Origin of the sequence: Leuconostoc rapi, from assembly GCF_016908715.1 — a bacterium.
Classification (GTDB): domain Bacteria; phylum Bacillota; class Bacilli; order Lactobacillales; family Lactobacillaceae; genus Leuconostoc; species Leuconostoc rapi.
In genome coordinates, this window is record NZ_JAFBEK010000004.1 from 89,512 (window position 1) to 110,434 (window position 20,923).

19 protein-coding genes are annotated in these 20,923 nt (G+C 39.1%); 6 read left to right on the forward strand and 13 right to left on the reverse strand.

The genetic code is table 11. The features are described from left to right. The gene (locus tag JOD28_RS05490; protein ID WP_204769833.1) at positions 1–1,881 is read right to left on the reverse strand and encodes an ABC-F family ATP-binding cassette domain-containing protein; all 1,881 of its coding nucleotides are present in this window, start codon (positions 1,879–1,881) and stop codon (positions 1–3) included. A 103-nt stretch (positions 1,882–1,984) separates the two neighbouring features. Here JOD28_RS05490 and JOD28_RS05495 point away from each other — a divergent pair, with 103 nt between their 5' ends. Further along, positions 1,985–2,923, forward strand: a complete 939-nt coding sequence (locus JOD28_RS05495; protein WP_204769834.1) for a dihydroorotate oxidase — start codon at positions 1,985–1,987, stop codon at positions 2,921–2,923. Positions 2,924–3,022: 99 nt separating this feature from the next. Here the strand turns inward: JOD28_RS05495 and JOD28_RS05500 are convergent, their stop codons facing one another. Continuing rightward, the gene (locus tag JOD28_RS05500; protein WP_204769835.1) at positions 3,023–4,270 is read right to left on the reverse strand and encodes an acetate/propionate family kinase; all 1,248 of its coding nucleotides are present in this window, start codon (positions 4,268–4,270) and stop codon (positions 3,023–3,025) included. A gap of 159 nt (positions 4,271–4,429) precedes the next feature. Between JOD28_RS05500 and JOD28_RS05505 the strand changes: the two genes are divergently transcribed. After that, positions 4,430–5,332: an N-acetylmuramoyl-L-alanine amidase family protein gene (locus JOD28_RS05505; RefSeq protein WP_204769836.1), complete on the forward strand. Its 903-nt coding sequence runs from the start codon at positions 4,430–4,432 to the stop codon at positions 5,330–5,332. Then, a complete protein-coding gene (locus tag JOD28_RS05510; RefSeq protein WP_204769837.1) occupies positions 5,332–5,631 on the forward strand; it encodes a hypothetical protein in 300 nt (99 codons plus the stop codon). The genes JOD28_RS05505 and JOD28_RS05510 overlap by 1 nt, the downstream gene beginning before the upstream one ends. 75 nt (positions 5,632–5,706) lie before the next feature. Here JOD28_RS05510 and JOD28_RS05515 read toward each other — a convergent pair whose 3' ends face one another. From JOD28_RS05515 to thrC, 3 genes are all read right to left on the reverse strand, one after another. Next, the gene (locus tag JOD28_RS05515; protein WP_204769838.1) at positions 5,707–6,690 is read right to left on the reverse strand and encodes a 5-formyltetrahydrofolate cyclo-ligase; all 984 of its coding nucleotides are present in this window, start codon (positions 6,688–6,690) and stop codon (positions 5,707–5,709) included. A 56-nt stretch (positions 6,691–6,746) separates the two neighbouring features. Continuing rightward, positions 6,747–7,979, reverse strand: coding sequence for a serine hydroxymethyltransferase (gene glyA, locus JOD28_RS05520; protein ID WP_204769839.1), 1,233 nt, complete (start codon positions 7,977–7,979; stop codon positions 6,747–6,749). A 112-nt stretch (positions 7,980–8,091) separates the two neighbouring features. Then, positions 8,092–9,552 carry a threonine synthase gene (gene thrC, locus JOD28_RS05525; protein WP_204769840.1) on the reverse strand — a complete coding sequence of 487 codons (1,461 nt, stop codon included), beginning with the start codon at positions 9,550–9,552 and terminating at the stop codon, positions 8,092–8,094. Between the two features lie 105 nt (positions 9,553–9,657). Here thrC and JOD28_RS05530 point away from each other — a divergent pair, with 105 nt between their 5' ends. From JOD28_RS05530 to JOD28_RS05540, 3 genes are read left to right on the forward strand one after another with little or no spacing between them, the layout of a single operon-like run. Continuing rightward, entirely contained in the window at positions 9,658–10,944 is a 1,287-nt protein-coding gene (locus JOD28_RS05530; RefSeq protein ID WP_204769841.1) for a homoserine dehydrogenase, read from the forward strand. Next, a complete protein-coding gene (gene thrB / locus JOD28_RS05535) occupies positions 10,941–11,822 on the forward strand; it encodes a homoserine kinase (RefSeq protein WP_204769842.1) in 882 nt (293 codons plus the stop codon). The genes JOD28_RS05530 and thrB overlap by 4 nt, the downstream gene beginning before the upstream one ends. Positions 11,823–11,824: 2 nt before the next feature. Continuing rightward, complete coding sequence (locus tag JOD28_RS05540; protein WP_204769843.1) at positions 11,825–13,183, forward strand: aspartate kinase; 1,359 nt, start codon at positions 11,825–11,827, stop codon at positions 13,181–13,183. Positions 13,184–13,269: 86 nt separating this feature from the next. Here JOD28_RS05540 and JOD28_RS05545 read toward each other — a convergent pair whose 3' ends face one another. The 8 genes from JOD28_RS05545 to pyk form a co-directional block, all read right to left on the reverse strand. Continuing rightward, on the reverse strand, positions 13,270–14,238 hold the full coding sequence (locus JOD28_RS05545) for an asparaginase (protein WP_239531114.1): 969 nt from the start codon (positions 14,236–14,238) through the stop codon (positions 13,270–13,272). Beyond that, the gene (recO, locus tag JOD28_RS05550) at positions 14,235–15,026 is read right to left on the reverse strand and encodes a DNA repair protein RecO (protein ID WP_204769844.1); all 792 of its coding nucleotides are present in this window, start codon (positions 15,024–15,026) and stop codon (positions 14,235–14,237) included. Before recO ends, JOD28_RS05545 begins: the two co-directional genes overlap by 4 nt. A 37-nt stretch (positions 15,027–15,063) precedes the next feature. Further along, positions 15,064–15,975 carry a GTPase Era gene (gene era / locus JOD28_RS05555; protein ID WP_204769845.1) on the reverse strand — a complete coding sequence of 304 codons (912 nt, stop codon included), beginning with the start codon at positions 15,973–15,975 and terminating at the stop codon, positions 15,064–15,066. A gap of 92 nt (positions 15,976–16,067) precedes the next feature. After that, complete coding sequence (locus tag JOD28_RS05560) at positions 16,068–16,544, reverse strand: diacylglycerol kinase family protein (protein WP_204769846.1); 477 nt, start codon at positions 16,542–16,544, stop codon at positions 16,068–16,070. Beyond that, positions 16,528–17,010 (reverse strand): rRNA maturation RNase YbeY, encoded by a 483-nt coding sequence (ybeY, locus tag JOD28_RS05565; protein ID WP_204769847.1) that lies wholly within the window; start codon positions 17,008–17,010, stop codon positions 16,528–16,530. Before ybeY ends, JOD28_RS05560 begins: the two co-directional genes overlap by 17 nt. Next, entirely contained in the window at positions 16,991–18,001 is a 1,011-nt protein-coding gene (locus tag JOD28_RS05570) for a PhoH family protein (RefSeq protein ID WP_204769848.1), read from the reverse strand. The genes ybeY and JOD28_RS05570 overlap by 20 nt, the downstream gene beginning before the upstream one ends. A 61-nt stretch (positions 18,002–18,062) precedes the next feature. Next, a complete protein-coding gene (locus JOD28_RS05575) occupies positions 18,063–19,259 on the reverse strand; it encodes an ammonium transporter (RefSeq protein WP_204769849.1) in 1,197 nt (398 codons plus the stop codon). Positions 19,260–19,436: 177 nt separating this feature from the next. Continuing rightward, a complete protein-coding gene (gene pyk / locus JOD28_RS05580; RefSeq protein WP_204769850.1) occupies positions 19,437–20,858 on the reverse strand; it encodes a pyruvate kinase in 1,422 nt (473 codons plus the stop codon). Positions 20,859–20,923: the final 65 nt, after the last annotated feature.

Sequence of the window (20,923 nt, forward strand, 5' to 3'; positions counted from 1 at the left end):
TTAATGATCTACAATGTCACTCAAATATTCCCAGCGTGTCATTTTCTCGTCTAATTGCTGTTCCAAAGTTTCTGTTTCTTTTTGTAATTCACCTAGTTTGACATAATCTGTGCCATTTTCAAGCATATCATTAGGAATTTCGCCTAACCGCGTTTCAAGCTGGGCAATATCATCTTCAATTGTTGCCCATTCTTTTTTCTCACTATAAGTCAACTTTTTCTTTTGTGTAACCATCGGTTGCGGTTTTTCAATACTTGTTTTTTCTACTACCGTTGTTTTGGTATCAAGATGTGTTGCTAAATACTCGCTAAATAACCCATCATAACGCGCCACAACACCGTTTCCTTGGAACATATACAGTTGGTTAGCAACCTTATCCAAAAAATAGCGATCGTGGGAAACTGTTATCACAGCACCTGAAAAGCCTGACAGAAAGTCCTCTAATACAGTTAATGTGCCAATATCTAAATCATTGGTTGGTTCATCCAATAACAATACATTTGGTTGTTGTAGCAATAGTTTTAATAAATATAATCGTCGTTTTTCGCCACCAGATAACTTACGAATCAATGTGCCATGCATAAATGGCGGAAATAAAAACTGTTCAAGTAGTTCAGACACACTGACTTGGTTACCGTCTTTGTCTGTTACCGAACTCGCAATATCAGTTAGGTAGGCAATCACACGCTTGTCATCTGGGATTTCTTCGGTAACCTGCGTATAGTAAGCCATTTTGACTGTTTCACCTAACTCAATCACACCACTTGTCAAAGGTATTTTGCCAGCAATGACATTTAAAAACGTTGACTTACCTGCACCGTTCTCACCTGTAATACCAATCCGATCACCACCAGCTACGCGTAAATTAAAATCGTTAAACAACACCTTATCATCAAATTTCATGCCCGCATGTTCAATGACAATAACTTTTTTACCCAAACGTTGCTGCCCCAGATTGACGGCAACATCATCATCTAGTTTTAAAGTTCCCATTTGTGCTTCTAATTCGGAAAATGCATTTTCGCGAGCTGTTTGTTTCGTTGTACGCGCACGTGCTGATTTATGCATCCAAGCCAATTCTTGTTTATATAGCTGTTGTTGTTTATGTTCAGCCACCTTACTTTGCTCAACACGCTGCGATTTTCCAATCATATAATCCTGATAATTGCCCTTATATTCATAAAGATCACCAAATGATAACTCAAAAATACGCGTTGTAACAGCATCTAAAAAGTAACGATCATGGGTGACAACCATGACAGCACCTTTATAGCTTGCAAGATATTTTTCAAGCCAAGCAATCGAATCAAAATCTAAATGGTTCGTTGGCTCATCTAAAATTAGGAGATCCGGCGCCTCAATTAAGACTTGCGCTAAACCTACGCGCTTTCGTTGACCACCAGATAACTCGCTAACTTGACGTTGTAATTCAGGCATATGCAACTGTGTTAAAATTGATTTAATTTGCGCTTCTGTTGTCCACGCCTCATCTCTATCCATTGCATTCTGGGCATCTTCAAAATTTTGAGCGACCTTAACATCTGTTGGCTGTTTACCGAACTGCTCTAAAGCATATTGATAGTGTCTAATTGTTTTGAAAACTGGCTGATCACCTGACAATATCGCGTCCATTACTAATGCGTTATCGTCTAATGTTGGGTTTTGTGTTAAGTAACCAATTGTATAATCATTTTGCTTCGTCACATGCCCTGAGTCGGAAGGATTCACGCCTGAGATAGCATTGAGTAACGAGGTTTTACCCGATCCGTTAACGCCGATGAGGCCAATGCGATCGCCAGCTGTAATTAAAAATGAAATATCGTTAAATAACACTTTTTCGCCATACGTACTTTTTAAGTTGTCTACTCTAAATTGTTTCATAGTATCATTATACCTAATATTTATCCTTTTTATCTTTCTAAATTTTTGTTATACTTAGATCAATATTTCACTAGCACTTGTAGTCGTCATAGGAGACATTAATATGCAACTTACTGCCAACATCCAGAATTATCATTTTGACCACATTTTGCTCAATGCAGCTGGCGTCATGTGCCAGACAACTACTGAACTGGATACTGTTCTAGCCTCTGATTATACAGGTGCAGTTGTCACAAAGTCTGCCACACCAACGCTAAGAGAAGGTAACCCCGAACCACGTTACTTCGAAATTCCCAATCATTTGGGAACAATTAATTCAATGGGTTTGCCCAACGCCGGCTTTGATTATTATATGTCGTATGTGTCCGAAAAACAAACAACCAAACCCATCTTTTTTTCAGTTGCAGGATTATCTAAACAAGACAATTTGGACATGTTACATCAATTACAAGATTCAGATTTTAAGGGGCTTATTGAATTAAACCTGTCATGTCCTAATGTGCCAGGTAAGCCACAAACTGCTTATGATTTTGAAACCACAGAACAAATATTATCTGAAGTATTCACTTTCTTCACCAAACCACTAGGTGTTAAATTACCACCATATTTTGATATTGCTCATTTTGATATGATTGCTGATATCTTAAACAAATTTCCACTAGCTTTTGTGAACACGATTAACTCGATCGGTAATGGTTTAGTCATTGACGAAGTTACTGATACCGTTGTCATCAAACCAAAATCAGGATTTGGCGGTATTGGCGGACCATTAGTTAAAGCCACTGCTTTAGCCAACGTTCGTGCGCTACGCCAACGGTTAAACTCATCAATTAAGATTATCGGTACTGGTGGTGTCACCACAGGGCGCGACGTCTATGAACATATTCTTTGCGGTGCTGATTTAGTTGAAGTTGGTTCTCAATTAGCAATTGAAGGTATTGATGTGTTTGAGCGACTTGAAAAAGAATTAGCCGATATTCTGACAGAAAAAGGTTATACCACACTTGATGATGCACGTGGACAACTCAAAACGATTTCATAATACCGTTTTCTATCGTATGCAGAACATAAAAAGGCGTTGATAGCGATTGACAGGTTTTAAACCTTGTCAATCATTCAACGCCTTTTTAGTATTAATTTTTTAACGCAAAGCTTCCACGTCACGAGCAATCATCAGCTCTTCATTAGTTGGAATTAACAAGCCAGCAACGCTTGAATCATCAGTCGTCAATATGGCTTCTTTACCACGTACATTATTAGCTTCAGCATCTAGCTTAACACCAGCAAATGCCAATGATTCCAAAACCTTAGCACGCGTCACGGCATCATTTTCACCAATACCTGCTGTAAATATGACTGCATCAACACGTCCAAGTTCCGCAAAATATTGCCCAGCATAACGGATCACACGATCATAAAACATATCAAGTGCCAACTTAGCATGAGTATTAGTTTCTTGTACTTCTTCTAAGTCACGCATATCACTTGAAATCGTAGAAACACCTAGTAACCCAGACTTTTTATTCAAGACAGACAGCATTTCTTCGTTTGATAAACCTTCACGCTCTTGGATGTAATAAACTAATGATGGATCAACATCCCCTGAACGTGTTGCCATAGTCAAACCAGCTAATGGTGTGAAGCCCATTGATGTGTCGTATGATTTACCATTCTTAATTGCAGTAATTGAGGCACCCGCACCTAAATGAAATGAAATGGCATTGAATTCATCAAGTGGAATCCCCAGCTTTTTCGTTGCGCGTTCAGTAACATAACGGTGCGATGTACCATGTGCACCATATTTACGCGCACCATAACGTGCATAATATTCATAAGGAATGCTATAAAGATAGTTCTTTTCAGGCATTGTTTGATGGAAAGACGTGTCAAAAACTGCAACAGACAACGCATCAGGTAGCAGTTTTTGAAAGGCACGAATGCCCATAGCATTTGCTGGGTTATGCAGTGGCGCGTAATCAGCCAAGCGATCAATTTTTGTTAAGACGTCATCATTAACAACAACAGAGTGATTAAACCATTCACCACCAGCAACAACGCGGTGGCCAACACCTGTGATTTCATTAAAGTCTTTTACAATACCAAGATCAGTTAACTTTTGTAACAAGACATCGATTGCCTGATCATGGTCTTTAATTGACATCTCATGTTCAAATTTCTGACCACCATTTTTTGTCAATGTAATATGACCTTCTTCAGCGCCAATCAAGCGTTTAGGCTCAATATCTTTGCCATATTTGATCGAAATTTCAGCATTATCTTGTCCGATTCGTTCAATAATACCTTGCATCAATACCGTTTCTTCAGGCATCTCTAACAATTGAAATTTGAGTGATGAACTACCGGCGTTTACTGCCATTATTTTTGACATTGCGTCTACCTTTTTACCTTTATTATATCTATTCATAACATACAATAATTTGATATGTCATAGCATTATTGTAACATTTTTTGAATATAAAGGACACTTGATGTCCAGCAAAATATGTTACAATTATTTGTATATAAAATTTGCATGAGCAGGTAAAAAATGATTAAAAAGTGGTTATTACGTAATTTAATTGGTGTTATCGTGACTATTTCTATCTTAACCACCACGTTTTTGTTAGTCTACTCTCTTGCCAATAAAAATAAGATCACAACCTACCCAAATCAAGTACAATTTCGGAATGGTCCCGGGCGACAATATTCGGCAACTGCTTCACTCAAGCGAGGCACCAATCTCATTATCATGTCAAAAAGCCATGGCTGGTACAAAGTCCGACGCACCGACAATGAGCAAATCGGTTGGGTTGCTGGCTGGGTTGCTGAATCAAAGACGTTGCGCACTGCAACTGCCATTAGCGAAGCGACTATTGTGTTAGACCCAGGTCATGGTGGCGTACCCAGTAAAAAATATGATGGTTTATCTGGCGATAATGGCTCATCATCAGCAAATGGCAAATTTTTTGAAAAAACATATACCTTACGCACAGCTAGACATATGAGAACTGCACTTCAAAAAACCGGTGCACGCGTCTTTATGACTCGTGATAAAGATGTGCTCGTACCATTGCTTCATATTCCACGTCTAGCAGAAAAGTATCAAGCCGATGCACAAATATCAATTCATTTTGACCACGCGGGCAACGAAAATGGCACAACAGAAGCTAGTGGTATCTCTCAATACTATTACCACAAAAATGGTAAGTCACTTACTCAAGCGCTGAATATGTCATTGAATCATTTACCAATAAACAACCGCGGTATGGACGATGCGCAATATGTTGTCTTAGATAAAGTCACCCGTCCTGCAACACTATTAGAATTAGGCTATATCAATAATCCTTCTAATTTTAAGCTCATTCGGACAACGAAATATCAACAACAAGTAGCCCAGCTGACTGTGCAAGGTTTAACGACTTACTTTAAACAAAATACGGAGATGAAATAATGCCACTATTTAAAAAAACAAAGCAAGCTTTTGAAGAAAATATTGCCAATCAAACGACTGAACAAGTTGAAGACCATTTAGATGGCATGATTGTCCAACCGTTCGCCTATAAAAAACTGTTAATTATATACCGTATTGAGCAATATCCTAGTACAAGTAATCATATTGACAATAAAATTCTTGAATTTGATACAAAAGAACCCTTATCTGAACGGCGCTATAACGAAATTATCGCCCGTTTAAAAAATGATGATAGCGATCGAATTGCCATTGTCAATATTTTGCCACTTGTTGATTAAATGTGTCTAAAAAATCAGCAACACGCTTTATCAGCGTGTTGCTGATTTTTTGATACGCATAACATATTGTTTTAACTAAAATACACGTTCAAACTGTTCCAATACAACCTCTGTATCTTCATTCAGCTGATAGCTGTATTGCGCTAATTCTTGCTGCCAAAATTGCGTATGCACGCGTTGCCAATAAGCAAGTGTTCGATCGCCCTCACCTTCAAGATAAGCATGTCGTTCATCCACAAATTTAAATTTTTCAATAATCACCTGTGTTGTTTTAATGATTGCAACTGGTAAACTTTGCTTATCTAGTACAATAAACAAATCACCAACTTTAGGTATTGGTTCATGATCTAATTGATATCCTTTTGCCCAACTTGCAGTGGCAGTTTTTGTACCTGCAATAATTAACTGTGCTAATTCATCTGCCATATCCGCCGTACCAAACTGACCTGAGACAGGCACAGGTGTGTCCAACGGTAAGCCAACTTGCGTTAAATATTTTACCCAATAATCAACTACCTTTGATGCATTCACGTTTAGTATGATATCAACTGATTGATCATGCTTTTCAACAGGCAACCATTCAACTAATTGCACACCTAATGCTAATGCAATTGATTGCCCTCCGTAATGCGACAAAAAACGGTCATAATATCCTGCACCATAGCCTAAACGTTGACCAGCCATTGTAAAAGCTAAACCAGGTACAATAACTAAATCGATGGTATCAGTATCAAACATCTTACTACTCAAAGGTTCTCTGATCGCCATGGCTCCTAAACGATATTCGGACTGTTCGCTTATTTCAACAAAAATCATATGTTTATCAATAATTTTTGGCACAACCGTTCGTTTATTTTCTAACCAAGCGCGCTGAATAACGGGTTGCGTATTGAGTTCTGTTGGCATACTTAATACCACAGCAATGACTCTTGCATTTTGCCATTGTGTTGTTTGAAACAGCAAATTGCGTAATGTCGCTTCTTCCGTTTCTCGGTCAAGACCAACATACTGGGCTAAGCTTTTTTTTTGATTAGCACGAACCATTTGCTTATCTAACATTTTTACTCCTTAATACAGTAATAGAAAAAAAGTCGACTCATGTCGACTTTCACCATTTACTCAAATAGATGTGTCATAGCTAAAATTTCTACTTCTTTTTTAACTGTCTTTAGCACCTTGGCATCATCATAATTTTGAATTGCCGTCACAATAAACTGGGCTACTTGGCGCGCATCATCTTCATTGAAACCACGTGTCGTGATGGCAGGCGTTCCAATGCGGATACCAGAAGTCACAAAAGGACTCAATGTTTCATTTGGCAACGCTTCCTTGTTGGTTGTAATTGATACCGTGTCTAACAATTCTTGTGTTTGCTTACCGTTCAAACCGGTTTTTGTCAAATCTAGGTTAAACATGTGATTATCTGTACCACCAGCAACAACACGAATATCGTCTGTTTGATTGAAAACATCTGCCATTGCTTGTGCATTTTTGATGACCTGTGCAGCATAATCCTTAAACGCTGGTTGTAAGGCTTCACCAAACGCAATCGCCTTACCTGCTATAACATGCTCTAATGGTCCGCCTTGTGTGCCAGGGAAAATAGCTGAATTAATCTTTTTAGCATACTTTTCTTGCGATAAAATAACGCCGCCTCTTGGTCCGCGTAATGTTTTGTGGGTCGTTGACGTTACCACATCAGCGATGCCAACTGGATTAGGATGTAATCCTGCAGCAACAAGACCAGCAATATGTGCCATATCAACCATCAAGTAAGCACCTACTTCGTCAGCAATAGCACGGAACTTTGTGAAGTCAATTGTCCGAGAATACGCAGAGGCCCCAGCAACAATCATTTGTGGTTTTACTTCACGGGCTTGAGCAGCAATCGCTTCATAATCAAGACGTTCTGTTTCTGAATCTAAGCCATAAGTATATGAATCATACATTTTACCGGAAAATGATACCTTAGAACCATGTGTCAAATGACCCCCTGCATCCAAGTTCATTCCTAAAATACGATCACCAGGTTGCAAAAAAGCCATGTAAGCCGCTGCATTGGCCTGTGAACCAGAGTGTGGCTGTACATTAGCATATTCTGCACCAAAAAGTGCCTTGAGTCGATCAATTGCCAATTGTTCAACAACATCGACGTATTCCGTACCGCCATAATAACGCTTATAAGGATAACCCTCAGCGTACTTATTTGTTAAAACAGATCCTTGTGCCGCACGGACACTTTTTGAAGTGAAATTTTCTGAAGCAATGAGTTCGATCGTTCGATTTTGACGAGCGCCTTCTTGTTGAATAGCACTCCAAACTTCGGGATCGCGTTCTTTAAATGACATAGTGTTCTCCTATACGTTAATAGGTTAATTATAACGTATTTAAGGATGATTTTTCACCAAGTAATCCGGAAAGCACCGAATTATTTGATGCAATATAGCCGTTTGTTCGGCTTTAAAGTATTTCGTGTCGTAAAGTTGCTAGGATTTGTTTAGCATCAATGACTTGTTTATGACGCACTGGTTTAGCAAACAAATCCACAACTGGTACCGGTATATCAGTGTTCGTGGCTTGTGATAATTGTTTTAAAGCTTCAAAATCAGATTGCGGTGTGATTTCTAAGGCTTGCAATACAGTTTGTGGGAATTTATAGGGACTAGCAGTAGCAGCAATGAGCGTTGGACCCGAAACTTCTTGTTGCCCATAAACGTATCGTGCCACAGCTGTATGTGGATCAATCGTATATTGTGTTGCTTTGGCAACAGCCTTAATTGTTTCAGACACTTGAGTTTGGGTTGCAAATCCCGAAACAAACTTGGACAAATTCTGACGTGTATCCGCGCTTAATGTATATTCACCTTTGTCAGACAAATCATGCATATAGTTTCTGATTTCTTCACTATTTTTGCCACTTGCAAAATATAACAAGCGCTCTAGATTACTAGAAACAAGTATATCCATGGCTGGTGCATTCGTAACTTTAAAAGCACGTTGACGATCATATTTACCCGTTGTAAAAAAGTCAGTTAGGACGTTATTTTCATTTGACGCCACCACAAACTGCTTAACCGGCAGACCAATTTGACTGGCATAATAGGCCGCCAACACATTACCAAAATTGCCAGTCGGCACCACAACATTAATGGCATCACCAGCTTTAATATCATTATTTTTAACTAACTGCGCGTACGCATATATATAATAGACGATTTGAGGTACTAATCGACCGATATTAATCGAATTAGCCGATGAAAATTGCATCTGATTGGCTCGTAAATCTTGTGCCAATGTTTTATCAGATAATAATGACTTAACCGCTTTTTGCGCATCATCAAAATTACCTGTAATGGCAATAACATGAGCATTGTCAGCAGATTCTGTTTTCATTTGTTGCCGTTGAATATCACTGACACCAACTTCTGGATAGAAAACAATAATCTCAGTCTGTTCAACATTTCCAAAACCGCTCATCGCAGCAGTTCCTGTATCACCAGAGGTGGCGGTTAAAATAATTATTTTATCATGTGTGCCCTGCTTTTTTGCAGCCGTTGTCAATAAATGTGGTAATGCCTGTAAAGCAATATCTTTGAAAGCTAGCGTCGGACCATGAAATAATTCAATATATGTTAGATCTGCCTCTTGATGAGTCGACACAATGTCTGTCGTATTCCACTGTTTGCCATACGCTTTAGCAACCACATGATCGATTTCAGCAACACTGAAATCATCAAAAAATGCATCAAAAATTTGGGTCGCCACATCTGAATAAGTTTGCGTTTTTAGTGCTGCCCAATCAAGCGTTATATTAGGCCAATCTTCGGGTACGTATAACCCGCCATCCGGTGCGATACCATTTAAAATAGCTTGACTGGCCGTGACCGCTGGTGCTTGACCACGTGTTGAAATATAGTTCATACAATGCATCTTCCTTTTGTTTATTTATTAAATTATAACAAATAACTACAATTTTATGAATAAAAATGATAGAATTATAAGAATAACTTGATTAAGGAACGGATTATGGATATTGGAATTGGCCTTTTTGGCTTAGGAACGGTCGGCCGTGGTGTCGTCAAAATTTTACAAGAAAACGCAGAACAAATTACCAAACGTACTGGATCACATCTCATTGTGAAACATGCTGTCGTACATAATTTAAATAAGTCACGAACGGGATTTATCCAAGACTTCCCTATTACGGATCAACCAACAGACATATTAGATAATCCTGATATTCAAATCGTTGTCGAAGTTATGGGTACCCTAAATCAGGCGTACGATATTATCAAACAAGCTCTCAATGCCAAAAAGCACGTCGTTACTGCCAATAAAGATTTGATTGCTAGCCGTGGTCAAGAACTTGTTGCTATCGCTAAAAAAAATGGTGTTGATTTATTCTTTGAAGCTGCCGTTGCTGGCGGTATTCCTATATTACGAACGCTGTCTACTAGTTTTACTGCGGATGAAATTTCACGTGTAGCTGGTATTATCAATGGCACAAGCAACTTCATTTTAACGCAAATGACCACTAATAATTTATCCTACAGTGACGCCTTAAAACTAGCTCAAGACAAGGGTTTTGCTGAAGCAGACCCTACAAATGATGTTGAAGGTTTTGATGCTGCTTTCAAACTCATTATTTTATCAAATTTCGCTTTTGGCGTTCAACCCGTGTTAAGTGATCTGGCAATCACTGGTATTTCCAATTTAACAGACACAGATATCGCGGATGCTAACGCTTTAGGTTACGCTGTGAAACTATTGGGTGTCGCACAACGTGTTGGTGCCACAAAAGAGGCCATTAGCATTGAAGTAGCACCCCATTTGGTGCCTTTTACTCATCCCTTAGCTACAGTTCACAACGAAAATAATGCTGTACTTGTCAATGGCGAATCTGTTGGTGAAGTGATGTTATATGGCCCTGGTGCTGGTGAAATGCCAACTGCCAACTCTGTACTGAGCGATTTAACAAACGTCGCTACTGATTTGGCACTTAACACGCCAGGGAACCCCTTTAATTCTTTTAATCAAGACCTCAATTTAGCTAAACCTTCGCAGCGCGTTGCGCGTCGTTTCATTGTCATCGAAGTTGATGACACACCAGGGGCTATGTATTCAGTTACTGGTATGTTTGCTGCTGCTAAAATTAGTTTTACAGATCTTAAACAAACACCAGCTGCTAATGGTACCGCACGCTTAGTTGCTCTGACACATCCCTCAAGTGATGCGCAATTAAATGTTATTCGAACAACTATTCGTAATGCGGACGGTATTAATTTAGCTGCGGAGTACAAAATATTCTCATGATAACCATTAAAGTTCCTGCAACTAGTGCTAACATTGGCCCTGGTTTTGATTCCCTTGGTGTGGCGTTACAACTATACCTCACACTAGAAATTCATGAAAAAACAACTCACTGGATCGTTGATCATGATTTTAATGATGACATGCCACATGATGAAAATCATTTTATCGTTCAAAAAGCACTACTATTAGCACCGCAATTAGCACCACACCACATCATTGTAAAATCTGATATTCCTTTAGCCAGAGGCCTAGGTTCGTCTTCTTCTGCACTCTTAGCAGGATTAGCCATGGCGAATACAATTGATCACTTAAGCTTATCTGACGATGCCATCTTAGCATTCGCCACAAAGTTAGAAGGTCACCCAGATAATGTCGCTCCCGCTCTATTTGGTGGTGGTATATCAGCGTACTATGACGGTTTGAAAGTCTACCATGCCCCATTAAAAATACCGGAAAATGTTGATTTTGTGACATTTATTCCAAATTACGAATTGTTAACCTCTGAAGCACGGGCAGCGTTACCTACAACACTATCCTTTAAACAAAGTGTTGCAGCAAGTGCGATTAGCAATACACTGATTGCTGCGTTAAATGCAGATAATTTTGATACTGCCAGTTCATTAATTGAACAAGATCAATTTCATGAATTATCTCGAGCTAAGCTCGTACCACAATTAGCTGTTATTCGCCAAGTTGCTCATCAACTCGGTATTACTGGTACCTATCTATCTGGTGCAGGCCCAACAGTGGTTACCATTGTCCCCAAAGATCGAGTGACTACTTTACTAACAGCATTAACTGCAGCCAATTTACCGGGAAACCTCTACCGCTTAGAACAAGATGTCAGTGGATTAACCATTACGAAAGAAGAAAAATAACTATGAAAGTTTCAAAATTTGGTGGCTCATCATTAGCTGATGGCCGTCAATTACAACGTGTTTTTGATATTATTCAATCAGATGCAGAACGTAAAGTCATTGTGGTCTCTGCTCCTGGAAAACGATTTAAAGATGATACAAAGGTCACTGATTTACTCCTAGCCTATGCCAAAGCAACAGTTGAGGATACTGATACAACTGATATTATTGAAACAATTAAAAATCGTTATCATGCCGTCGGCAAATATTTTGATCTACCTGCCTACGAATTGGCTGACATAGATGAGCAAATTGATCATCTCTCAAAAAAGCACTATCGCTCGTTTGATTTTCTTTATGCTGCTTTTGCAGCCCATGGCGAGTATTTAAATGCACAACTTGTTGCTAAGGTATTCAGCCATCTTGGTGTTCCTGCTCGTTTTGTAGATCCTAAAGAAATTGGTCTACATGTTGATGATCAAGCACGTTCAGCCACATTTGATACCAAGTCTTACACAACAATTGCTGAACTTGATTTAACCACTAGCGAACGTCTCATTATCCCTGGTTTTTTTGGTTATACTCAAAACGGTGATATGGCGACATTTTCACGTGGCGGCTCAGATATCACTGGGGCAATCATGGCTCGCGGATTAAGTGCTGATTTGTATGAAAACTTCACTGATGTGAGTGCTATTTATGCAGTTAACCCAACCATTATTGAACATCCTGCAGCCATACAACAAATGACTTACGATGAAATGCGTGAGTTATCCTATGCTGGCTTTGCTGTTTTCCATGATGAGGCTATCATTCCAGCCATTCAAGGTGGTATTCGTATTAACATCAAAAATACTAACGACCCTGATGCGCCCGGTACTTTTATCGTCCCACCAACAGAAGTACAGCAAACACGTCCTGTAACAGGTATCGCTAACTCAAATCGTTTTTCGGCGTTATATTTGCATCGTTACCTGCTAAACAAAGAAGTCGGATTTACATTACGCATATTAGAGATACTCAAGCGGCATAATGTATCTTATGAACATATGCCTTCTGGAATTGATGATTTAACTATTATATTTGATAAAACACGTTTATCACAAGAACAAGTAGATGGTATGCTTGCTGATATTGCATCAGACATCAAACCTGATATTTTAAAGTGGTTACCTAGCTATGGCATCATCATGATTGTTGGTGAGGGTATGCGAAATCGTATTGGCGCGCTCACGGACATTGTGACACCACTGAAAGAAAATCATATCAGCCTACAGATGGTTAACCAAGGCGCGAGTGAAATTTCAATCATGCTTGGCATTCAACCAGATTTAGCAGATCGTGCCGTTAAAGCCATCTATGACAATATTTTCGAATCATAAAAGCCATGAGACTCTAAAGTCTCATGGCTTTTATGATTTGTTGTTATGATACCTGGTTCAGTCACCTCAAAAGACATAGAAATGTTTCATACTTGATGCAGGTAATCTCTTAAATCTTCGTTGTTGAGTTGGCTGTCTAATCCGACGAGTAACTTTAATCGCGCTTTTTGGCCATTAATGCTAGTTGCAAAAATTGCCCCTGCTTTCTCTAATTGTACGCCGCCGCCTAAATAATCATAAACTGGTTCCGCAACGCCATTAAAGCTTCTAGATACAATAACAACGGGAATATGGCGCGACAAAAGATACACAACCCCGTTTGCCGCTTCTCTTGATAGATTACCAGCGCCCAGTGCCTCAATCACAATACCATCAATATTTGAAGCAGCCAGTAATTCTAATAATTGCCCATCCATTCCCGCATAAGCCTTTAAAACTGGAATACTTTTATTAACATTTTCAACTGATAAAACACGACGTTTTGGTAAATCATAAAAATAGATGATTTGTCGCTTGGTCAAAAGACCCATAGTACCACTAATAGGTGAACCAAAGGTTGCGACATTGGTCGTATGTGTTTTTGTTACAAAACGTGCGGCGTGAATTTCATCGTTCATAACAATTAGCACACCTCGTCGACGTGAATTATTGTCTGCTGCAACACGTAAAGCAGATTGGTAATTATATAAACCATCAGAGCCTAATTCATTAGAAGAGCGCATCGCACCCGTAATCACAATTGGAAAATCAACAGATAACGTACTGTCGAGAAAAAAAGATGTCTCTTCAAGCGTATCTGTACCATGTGTAATCACGACACCATCAAAATCATTGCCCGCAGCCACAATTCTATGTTGAAGCGCTAACATGTGGGTTGGTCCAATATACTCACTTGGTAAGTTAAAAATGCTTTCAACTGTTAAATCAACATCTGGAAGCGCCATTTTTGCACCTGTTAACGGATTTTCAACACCCGTTTCAACATCGCCATCCTCATCTTCATGCATTGAAATGGTGCCACCTGTATGCAATACAAGTATTTTTTTTATTGTCATGATGTACCCTCTTTTTTCTGCCGAGTTTGTTTTAAAGTATTCTGCCACGAATGCATTTGTTCAATAAATTTTTTAGCCCGTGGTTTTAAACCAACTTGACTATCATAAATATAATCGATTACCTGTTGTAACCCACGCTTAGTGGTAGATGACATGTTAATTTGATGAATTTGTCTCAAATCAATCACACTGAATTGTCTCAAATAATACATTGTTTTTTGATCTAACATTAATCGATGATCATCTAACGCATAATGCGCTTCCGAAATAATGCCATTATATTTTTCCGAATAATCAAAGCGACCATCCGATTGGCCACTAATTGGGTCAACACGCCAATTTGGTGCGACACCTAATGGCACAAGTAACTGAATTTCAAAAATATTAGCAATGATTTGCGGATCAAGCCCTTCGTTTAATTTCTGCAGGGCTAACACTAATTGATTATACCAACGTGCCAAAGGATCGCCTTCTTCAAATATCTCATCAAGTAAGCTAACAATCAATGCCGCGTAAGCGTTTGCTTCAATATCATCCATCAAGCGTGGATAATTAGTGATGTGTTGTATATTGTTAATATAACCCAGACCTTGCTGCTTCTTTGGAAAAGCACCCTCGAATATGGCCAGTGTATAGGGTTGCGTAGCGGCGGCTAAATGGGATTTTGGCCTTTTTGCTCCTCGTGCCAAAAAAGTTCGTAGCCCACCTGTTTCTGTGAGTATACGAACTAGCAAATCATTATCTTTATACTGCCTTGTGTATAATACAACGCCTTTAATTACTGTCATATATTATTCTGATTTACTGTATGCGATTGCGTTTGGATTAATAATCTTCTTTACTGTACCCAAGTGATTGGAGCGCTTGTGGTCGATCACGCCAACGAGGTTCAACTTTAACCCATGTTTCAAGGAAAACTTTATCACCCATTAGTCGTTCAATGTCTTTTCGTGCTCGTGTGCCAATATCTTTAATCATAGCACCCTGCTTGCCTATAATTATATTTTTTTGAGTCGAACGCTCCACTATAATAGAGGCTTGAATATGAATTTTTTCTTCATTCTCACGCGAAATTTTATCAATAACAACAGCTACTGAATGGGGTACCTCTTGTCGTGTTAACTGCAATACCTTTTCACGAATCAGTTCGCCAATGACGAAACGTTCGGGATGATCTGTTAGTTGATCAGCATCGAAATATTGTGGTCCTTCTTCAAGATTTGCAACAATATTATCTAATAATTCTGGTACATTATCGCCTTCACGTGCCGAAATTGGGAAGACTTCTGTCCATTCAGGTGCGTCTGTTTGGTAGCTCGCAATAATAGTTAGTAAGTCTTGTGGCGAAATTAAATCAACTTTATTAATTAGAAGATAAAGTGGTGTGTTGCTAACCTCTTTTAAACGATTGATAATAAAATCATCCCCACGCCCTCGTGGCATGCCGGCATCAACCACAAACCAGATAGCATCCGCCTCATGTAAAGCAGAAAAAGCTGATTTCACCATAAAATCCCCTAACGAATTTTGTGGTTTATGTACACCTGGTGTATCGATAAAGACAACCTGTGCTGCATCGGTGGTATAAATACCTTGAATTTTATTGCGCGTTGTTTGTGCCTTATCTGACATAATCGCTATTTTTTCACCAACAATACGATTAAGTAACGTTGATTTCCCCACATTGGGGCGACCAATAATAGCAACAAAGCCTGATTTGAATTGTGTTTCTGTCATAATAAATGCGGCGCCTAGGCCGACTTTTCTCCTATACTAAAGAAACATCACTCGTTTCTTAGAACAATACAACTAATTTGTCTGATAATAACTCACTTTTGAAATTGATGCAATAAGTCAGAAAAATTAGTAACGATACCAAATTGACGCCAAACATAAGGCTGAAAAATAATCAGTAAGATGATAATTTCAACACCAACAGCCACTAACACAGCTCCCGCTGCAACATCTTTAGCAAGTTTTGCCAATGGGTGATATTTTTTTTCAACAACCAAGTCAACAACGGCTTCAATAATTGTATTTAAAAATTCACTAAAAATGACAATAAAAATCGCCATCGTGACCCACAACCAGTCTGCACGATATAGCCCGTAATGTAAGCCAGCAACTAAGATCATGAAAGCAAGTACAATATGGATTCGCATGTTACGTTCACGAACCAAAATCATCCAAATACCATTCAATGAATTACGCATCGCCTTAAAAAAATTATTATTGCGGTCCGTTTGTTTCGTCACCTGATCAGGTACATCTTCTAATTTTGTTCTCTCATTATCTCTTGAGGCCATAATCATCCAAAATCCTTCGTTGTAAATCAAACATTTCTTTTTCTTCTGCTTCACCAAGCATATGATCATAACCATTTAAGTGCAAAAAGCCATGCACAACTAAGAACCCAAGTTCACGTTCATAACTATGACCTAAGTAGGTTGCTTGCGAAGCAATAACATCAACGGATACTAAAATATCGCCAATGTTTTTTGCAATGTCATTTGTCCACTCTTGATCAGGTAAAATATCAAAATCATCCTCTCCCTCTTCAATTGCGAAACTAATCACATCTGTTGGTTTATCAACACCACGATATTGACGATTATAACGTTGGATCTCGTCATTATTGACAAAAGTCACAGACATTTCTGTGTTGTCTGGCAGATTTAAAAATATACCCGAAAAATTTAAAATAGCGTTCACTAAATCTTGATGATATTGGCTCACGCCTTGGTTTGTTTGGTCAATTATTACCAAATCCATTGGTTCCTTGCTCCTTTTTTAATGCTGCTAATTTTGTTTCGGCAGCTTCATAGGCATTGACAATGAGACCAACCACAGGATGGCGTACAACATCGGCACTACTGAAATTAACAAAAGACATGCGATTAACATCTTTCAAAATGCGCTGCGCCGAAATAAGTCCCGATTTCGCACCTCTAGGCAGATCAATTTGTGATATATCACCGTTCACAATCATTTTTGAGCCAAATCCAAAACGTGTGAGAAACATTTTCATCTGCTGATTAGTCGTGTTTTGTGCTTCATCTAAAATAATAAATGCGTCATCCAGAGTTCGACCTCGCATGTATGCTAATGGTGCAATTTCTATCACGCCACGGTCCATTAACCGCTGTGTTTGTTCAGCACCAACAATTGCATTCATGGCATCATATATTGGTCTTAAGTAAGGGTCGACTTTTTCTTTAAGATCTCCTGGCAAAAATCCCAATGATTCTCCTGCTTCAACTGCTGGCCGTGTAATGATAATACGTTCCACTTCACCACGTTTTAACGAGGAAATTGCCATAACAACAGCAAGATACGTTTTACCAGTTCCAGCAGGTCCAATACCAAAAGTAATATCATTTTTGCGAATGGCTTGCACATATTGACGTTGTCCAAAATTTTTAACCCGAACAGCGCGCCCCTTATTATCTCGAATGAGCGTTTCAGAATACAAATCACCGAAATAATCAAGTGTGCCACGTTGCGCCATCGTCACAGCACTAACAACATCCGTTGGCGAAATATTAATTTGATGCTTAATTAAGTTGGTCAATTCTTGTAACACAGCGTAGGCCAGATGAACTTTATCTTCATCACCAGAAATTGTCATTTGGTCACCACGGGCATGTAGCTGAACACTGAGACCTTCTTCTATCAAACGTAAAAAGCTATCATTGACGCCAATAAGCTTCGTTTGTTGTTCTGCATTTTCAAATGTAAATATTTGCTGAATTTGTGCTGACAAATTACAGATCCCCTTTATCGTGTTTCTTTTAATTTTAACACAAAAAACGGGCTCATGCCCGTCATTCAACCGTTAAATCATGTAAAATAGCGTCGTACCCTTTCTCTTCTTCTATTGCTGACAATCTCAGCGGCGCTGCTATGATCGCTGTTATTTTTGCAAGAATAAGTGTGCCAATCGCAGCAAAAGCTATTGTAAACAAAATAGCAACTAACTGTTTCCAAAGTAATGAGATATTGCCACTAACTAACCCTGCGACACCACCAATATTTTTATCTGCAAACACACCAGTTAGAATGGCACCAACAGCACCACCAATGCCATGAATACCAAAAGCATCTAAAGTATCATCATAGCCAAAACTATTTTTAACAAACGTAATGCCAGCAAATCCTATAATACCGGCCAGTAATCCCATGACAACCGCAGACCACGGTGCTACAAATCCCGCGGCAGGTGTAATGACCACTAATCCAGCAACACCACCGCTAGTTATGCCGGCTAGTGTGACTCTGCCATGCGTTTTGTACTCTACAAGCCCCCATGTCAGTACGCTCACAGCTGAAGCCAACCAAGTGTTAACCAAAGCTAGTACAGCTGTGCCATTTGCAGCCAATGCAGATCCCGAATTAAAGCCAAACCAACCTACCCAAAGTAATGCGCCACCGATCAAAACATATGATGGCCTAACCGGAATATGTTTGTCATTATGACGATGACCAATCATTAGTGCTAATACTAAACCAGTTACACCACTTGAAATATGGACAACAGTGCCACCAGCAAAATCAATTGCACCCATTTGCGCTAGTAGACCACCACCCCAAACCATGTGTGCCAGAGGAGAATAAACAACAATTAACCATAAGGTAATAAACACAATCATCGCCTTAATTCGCATTCGACCAATAACAGATCCAGTAATAATGGCTGCTGTAATGATCGGAAACATGCCCTGAAACAATGCAAATGCGCCATCTGGAATTGTCAATGATTTAGTAGAATTTGTAAATGAAACATTAGCCAAAAACAAATGCTTAAAATTACCGATAATCTGACCACTACCACCAAAAGCTAACGAATAACCAACTAAAAACCACGTTAATGAAGCAATACCAATGATTAAAACGGGTATAAACATCGTATGTAGTAAATTGCGTTTTTCACCTAAGCCACCATAAAAAAGTGCCAATCCTGGTGTCATTAACCAAACTAAAGCCGAAGATATCAACACCCAAGCCAAATCACCTGTATTCATAACAAAACTCCTCTTTATTTATTGGTACTATCATATCAGGTATACCAATTTCAGTGTTTTAGTTGTGATAGGTTTTATGACACAATAAAATAAGTCGTTTAAACATAAAAACGATTACTCCCAATTAATGGGGAAGTAATCGTTCAAGATCTAACCAGCAAGTTAGAGTAATATACTTTATACTGTTTGAACAGTAATCATGTTTGTTGTACCTGATTGTGACATTGGTACACCCGCAGCAATAACAATTGTATCACCAGAATTAGCCAAGCCTTGTTCTTTAACAGCTGTCTTAGCTAATGCAATCATCTCATCGATTGTTGCAGGTGCTTCATAGACAACTGGCACAACACCATAATTCAAAGTCAAACCACGTTGTACTCGTTCTGAATACGTAACTGCTAATACGTTAACATCAGGACGGTGCTTTGAAACCATACGAGCAGTGTAACCAGAGTTTGTTGAAACAACAACAGCCTTAGCACCTACACTGCGTGAAATACGTGTCACGGCAGATGCAACTGATTCAGTAGCACTTGATTCATCAAACAAAATGTCTTGATGACGACCATTTTCACGTAATGATGTTTCAGCCTTTTCATTGATTGCAGCCATTGTAGCAACAGATTCAACAGGATAATCACCATTGGCTGATTCTCCTGATAGCATTGTTGCATCAGTACCATCAAAGACAGCGTTGGCAACGTCGGAAGCTTCAGCACGTGTAGGGCGTGGGTTTTCTTCCATTGAATCAAGCATTTGAGTTGCTGTAATAACAGGCAAGCCAAACTTGTTCATCTTACGAATCATGTCTTTTTGGACCAAAGGCACATTTTCAGCAGGAATTTCAACACCCATGTCACCACGTGGTACCATCAAAGCATCTGAAACTTCAAGGATTGCATCGAGATTATCAATACCTTCTTGAGATTCAATCTTTGGAATGATTTGCACGTGTTCCATGTTCTTTTCTTTCAATAATGCACGAATTTCAAGCACATCTTCAGGCTTACGAACAAATGAAGCTGCAATATAATTAATTTCGTGGTCTAAACCAAAGCGAATATCATCAGCATCTTTTTCCGTGATTCCAGGTAAATTAATTGACACACCAGGTGCGTTAACGCCCTTACGTGAACCTAAGATACCATCGTTATCGATACGCACAACAAGTTCGCGATTGGCTACGTCCTTTTCAAGAACAGTTGTGCCAAGCAAACCATCATCGAACAAAACTTGTCCGCCTTCATTAACATCATCAAACAAACCGGCATAGGTAACAGCAATCTTTTCCTTTGTGCCTTCAAGGTTTTCATCCATTGCAATACGCAATGTGTCACCTGTATGGAATTCAATCTTACCATCAGCTTGCTTTGTTGTACGGATTTCTGCACCCTTTGTGTCCAACAAAATACCAACTGTTTTACCAGTGATCTTTTCAGCTTCATGAACTGCGTTCATACGACCCAAATGTTCTTCGTGATCACCGTGTGAGAAGTTAAAACGGAATACATTAGCACCCGCTTGGATCAACTTTACGATTGTTTCGACATCAGATGATGACGGACCAAGTGTTGAGACGATTTTCGTCTTTTTCATGGTTAAATAGCTCCTTAGTTATCTTGGTTGTTGCTTGTGCAACTCTACCCAAACTCTATTTTATA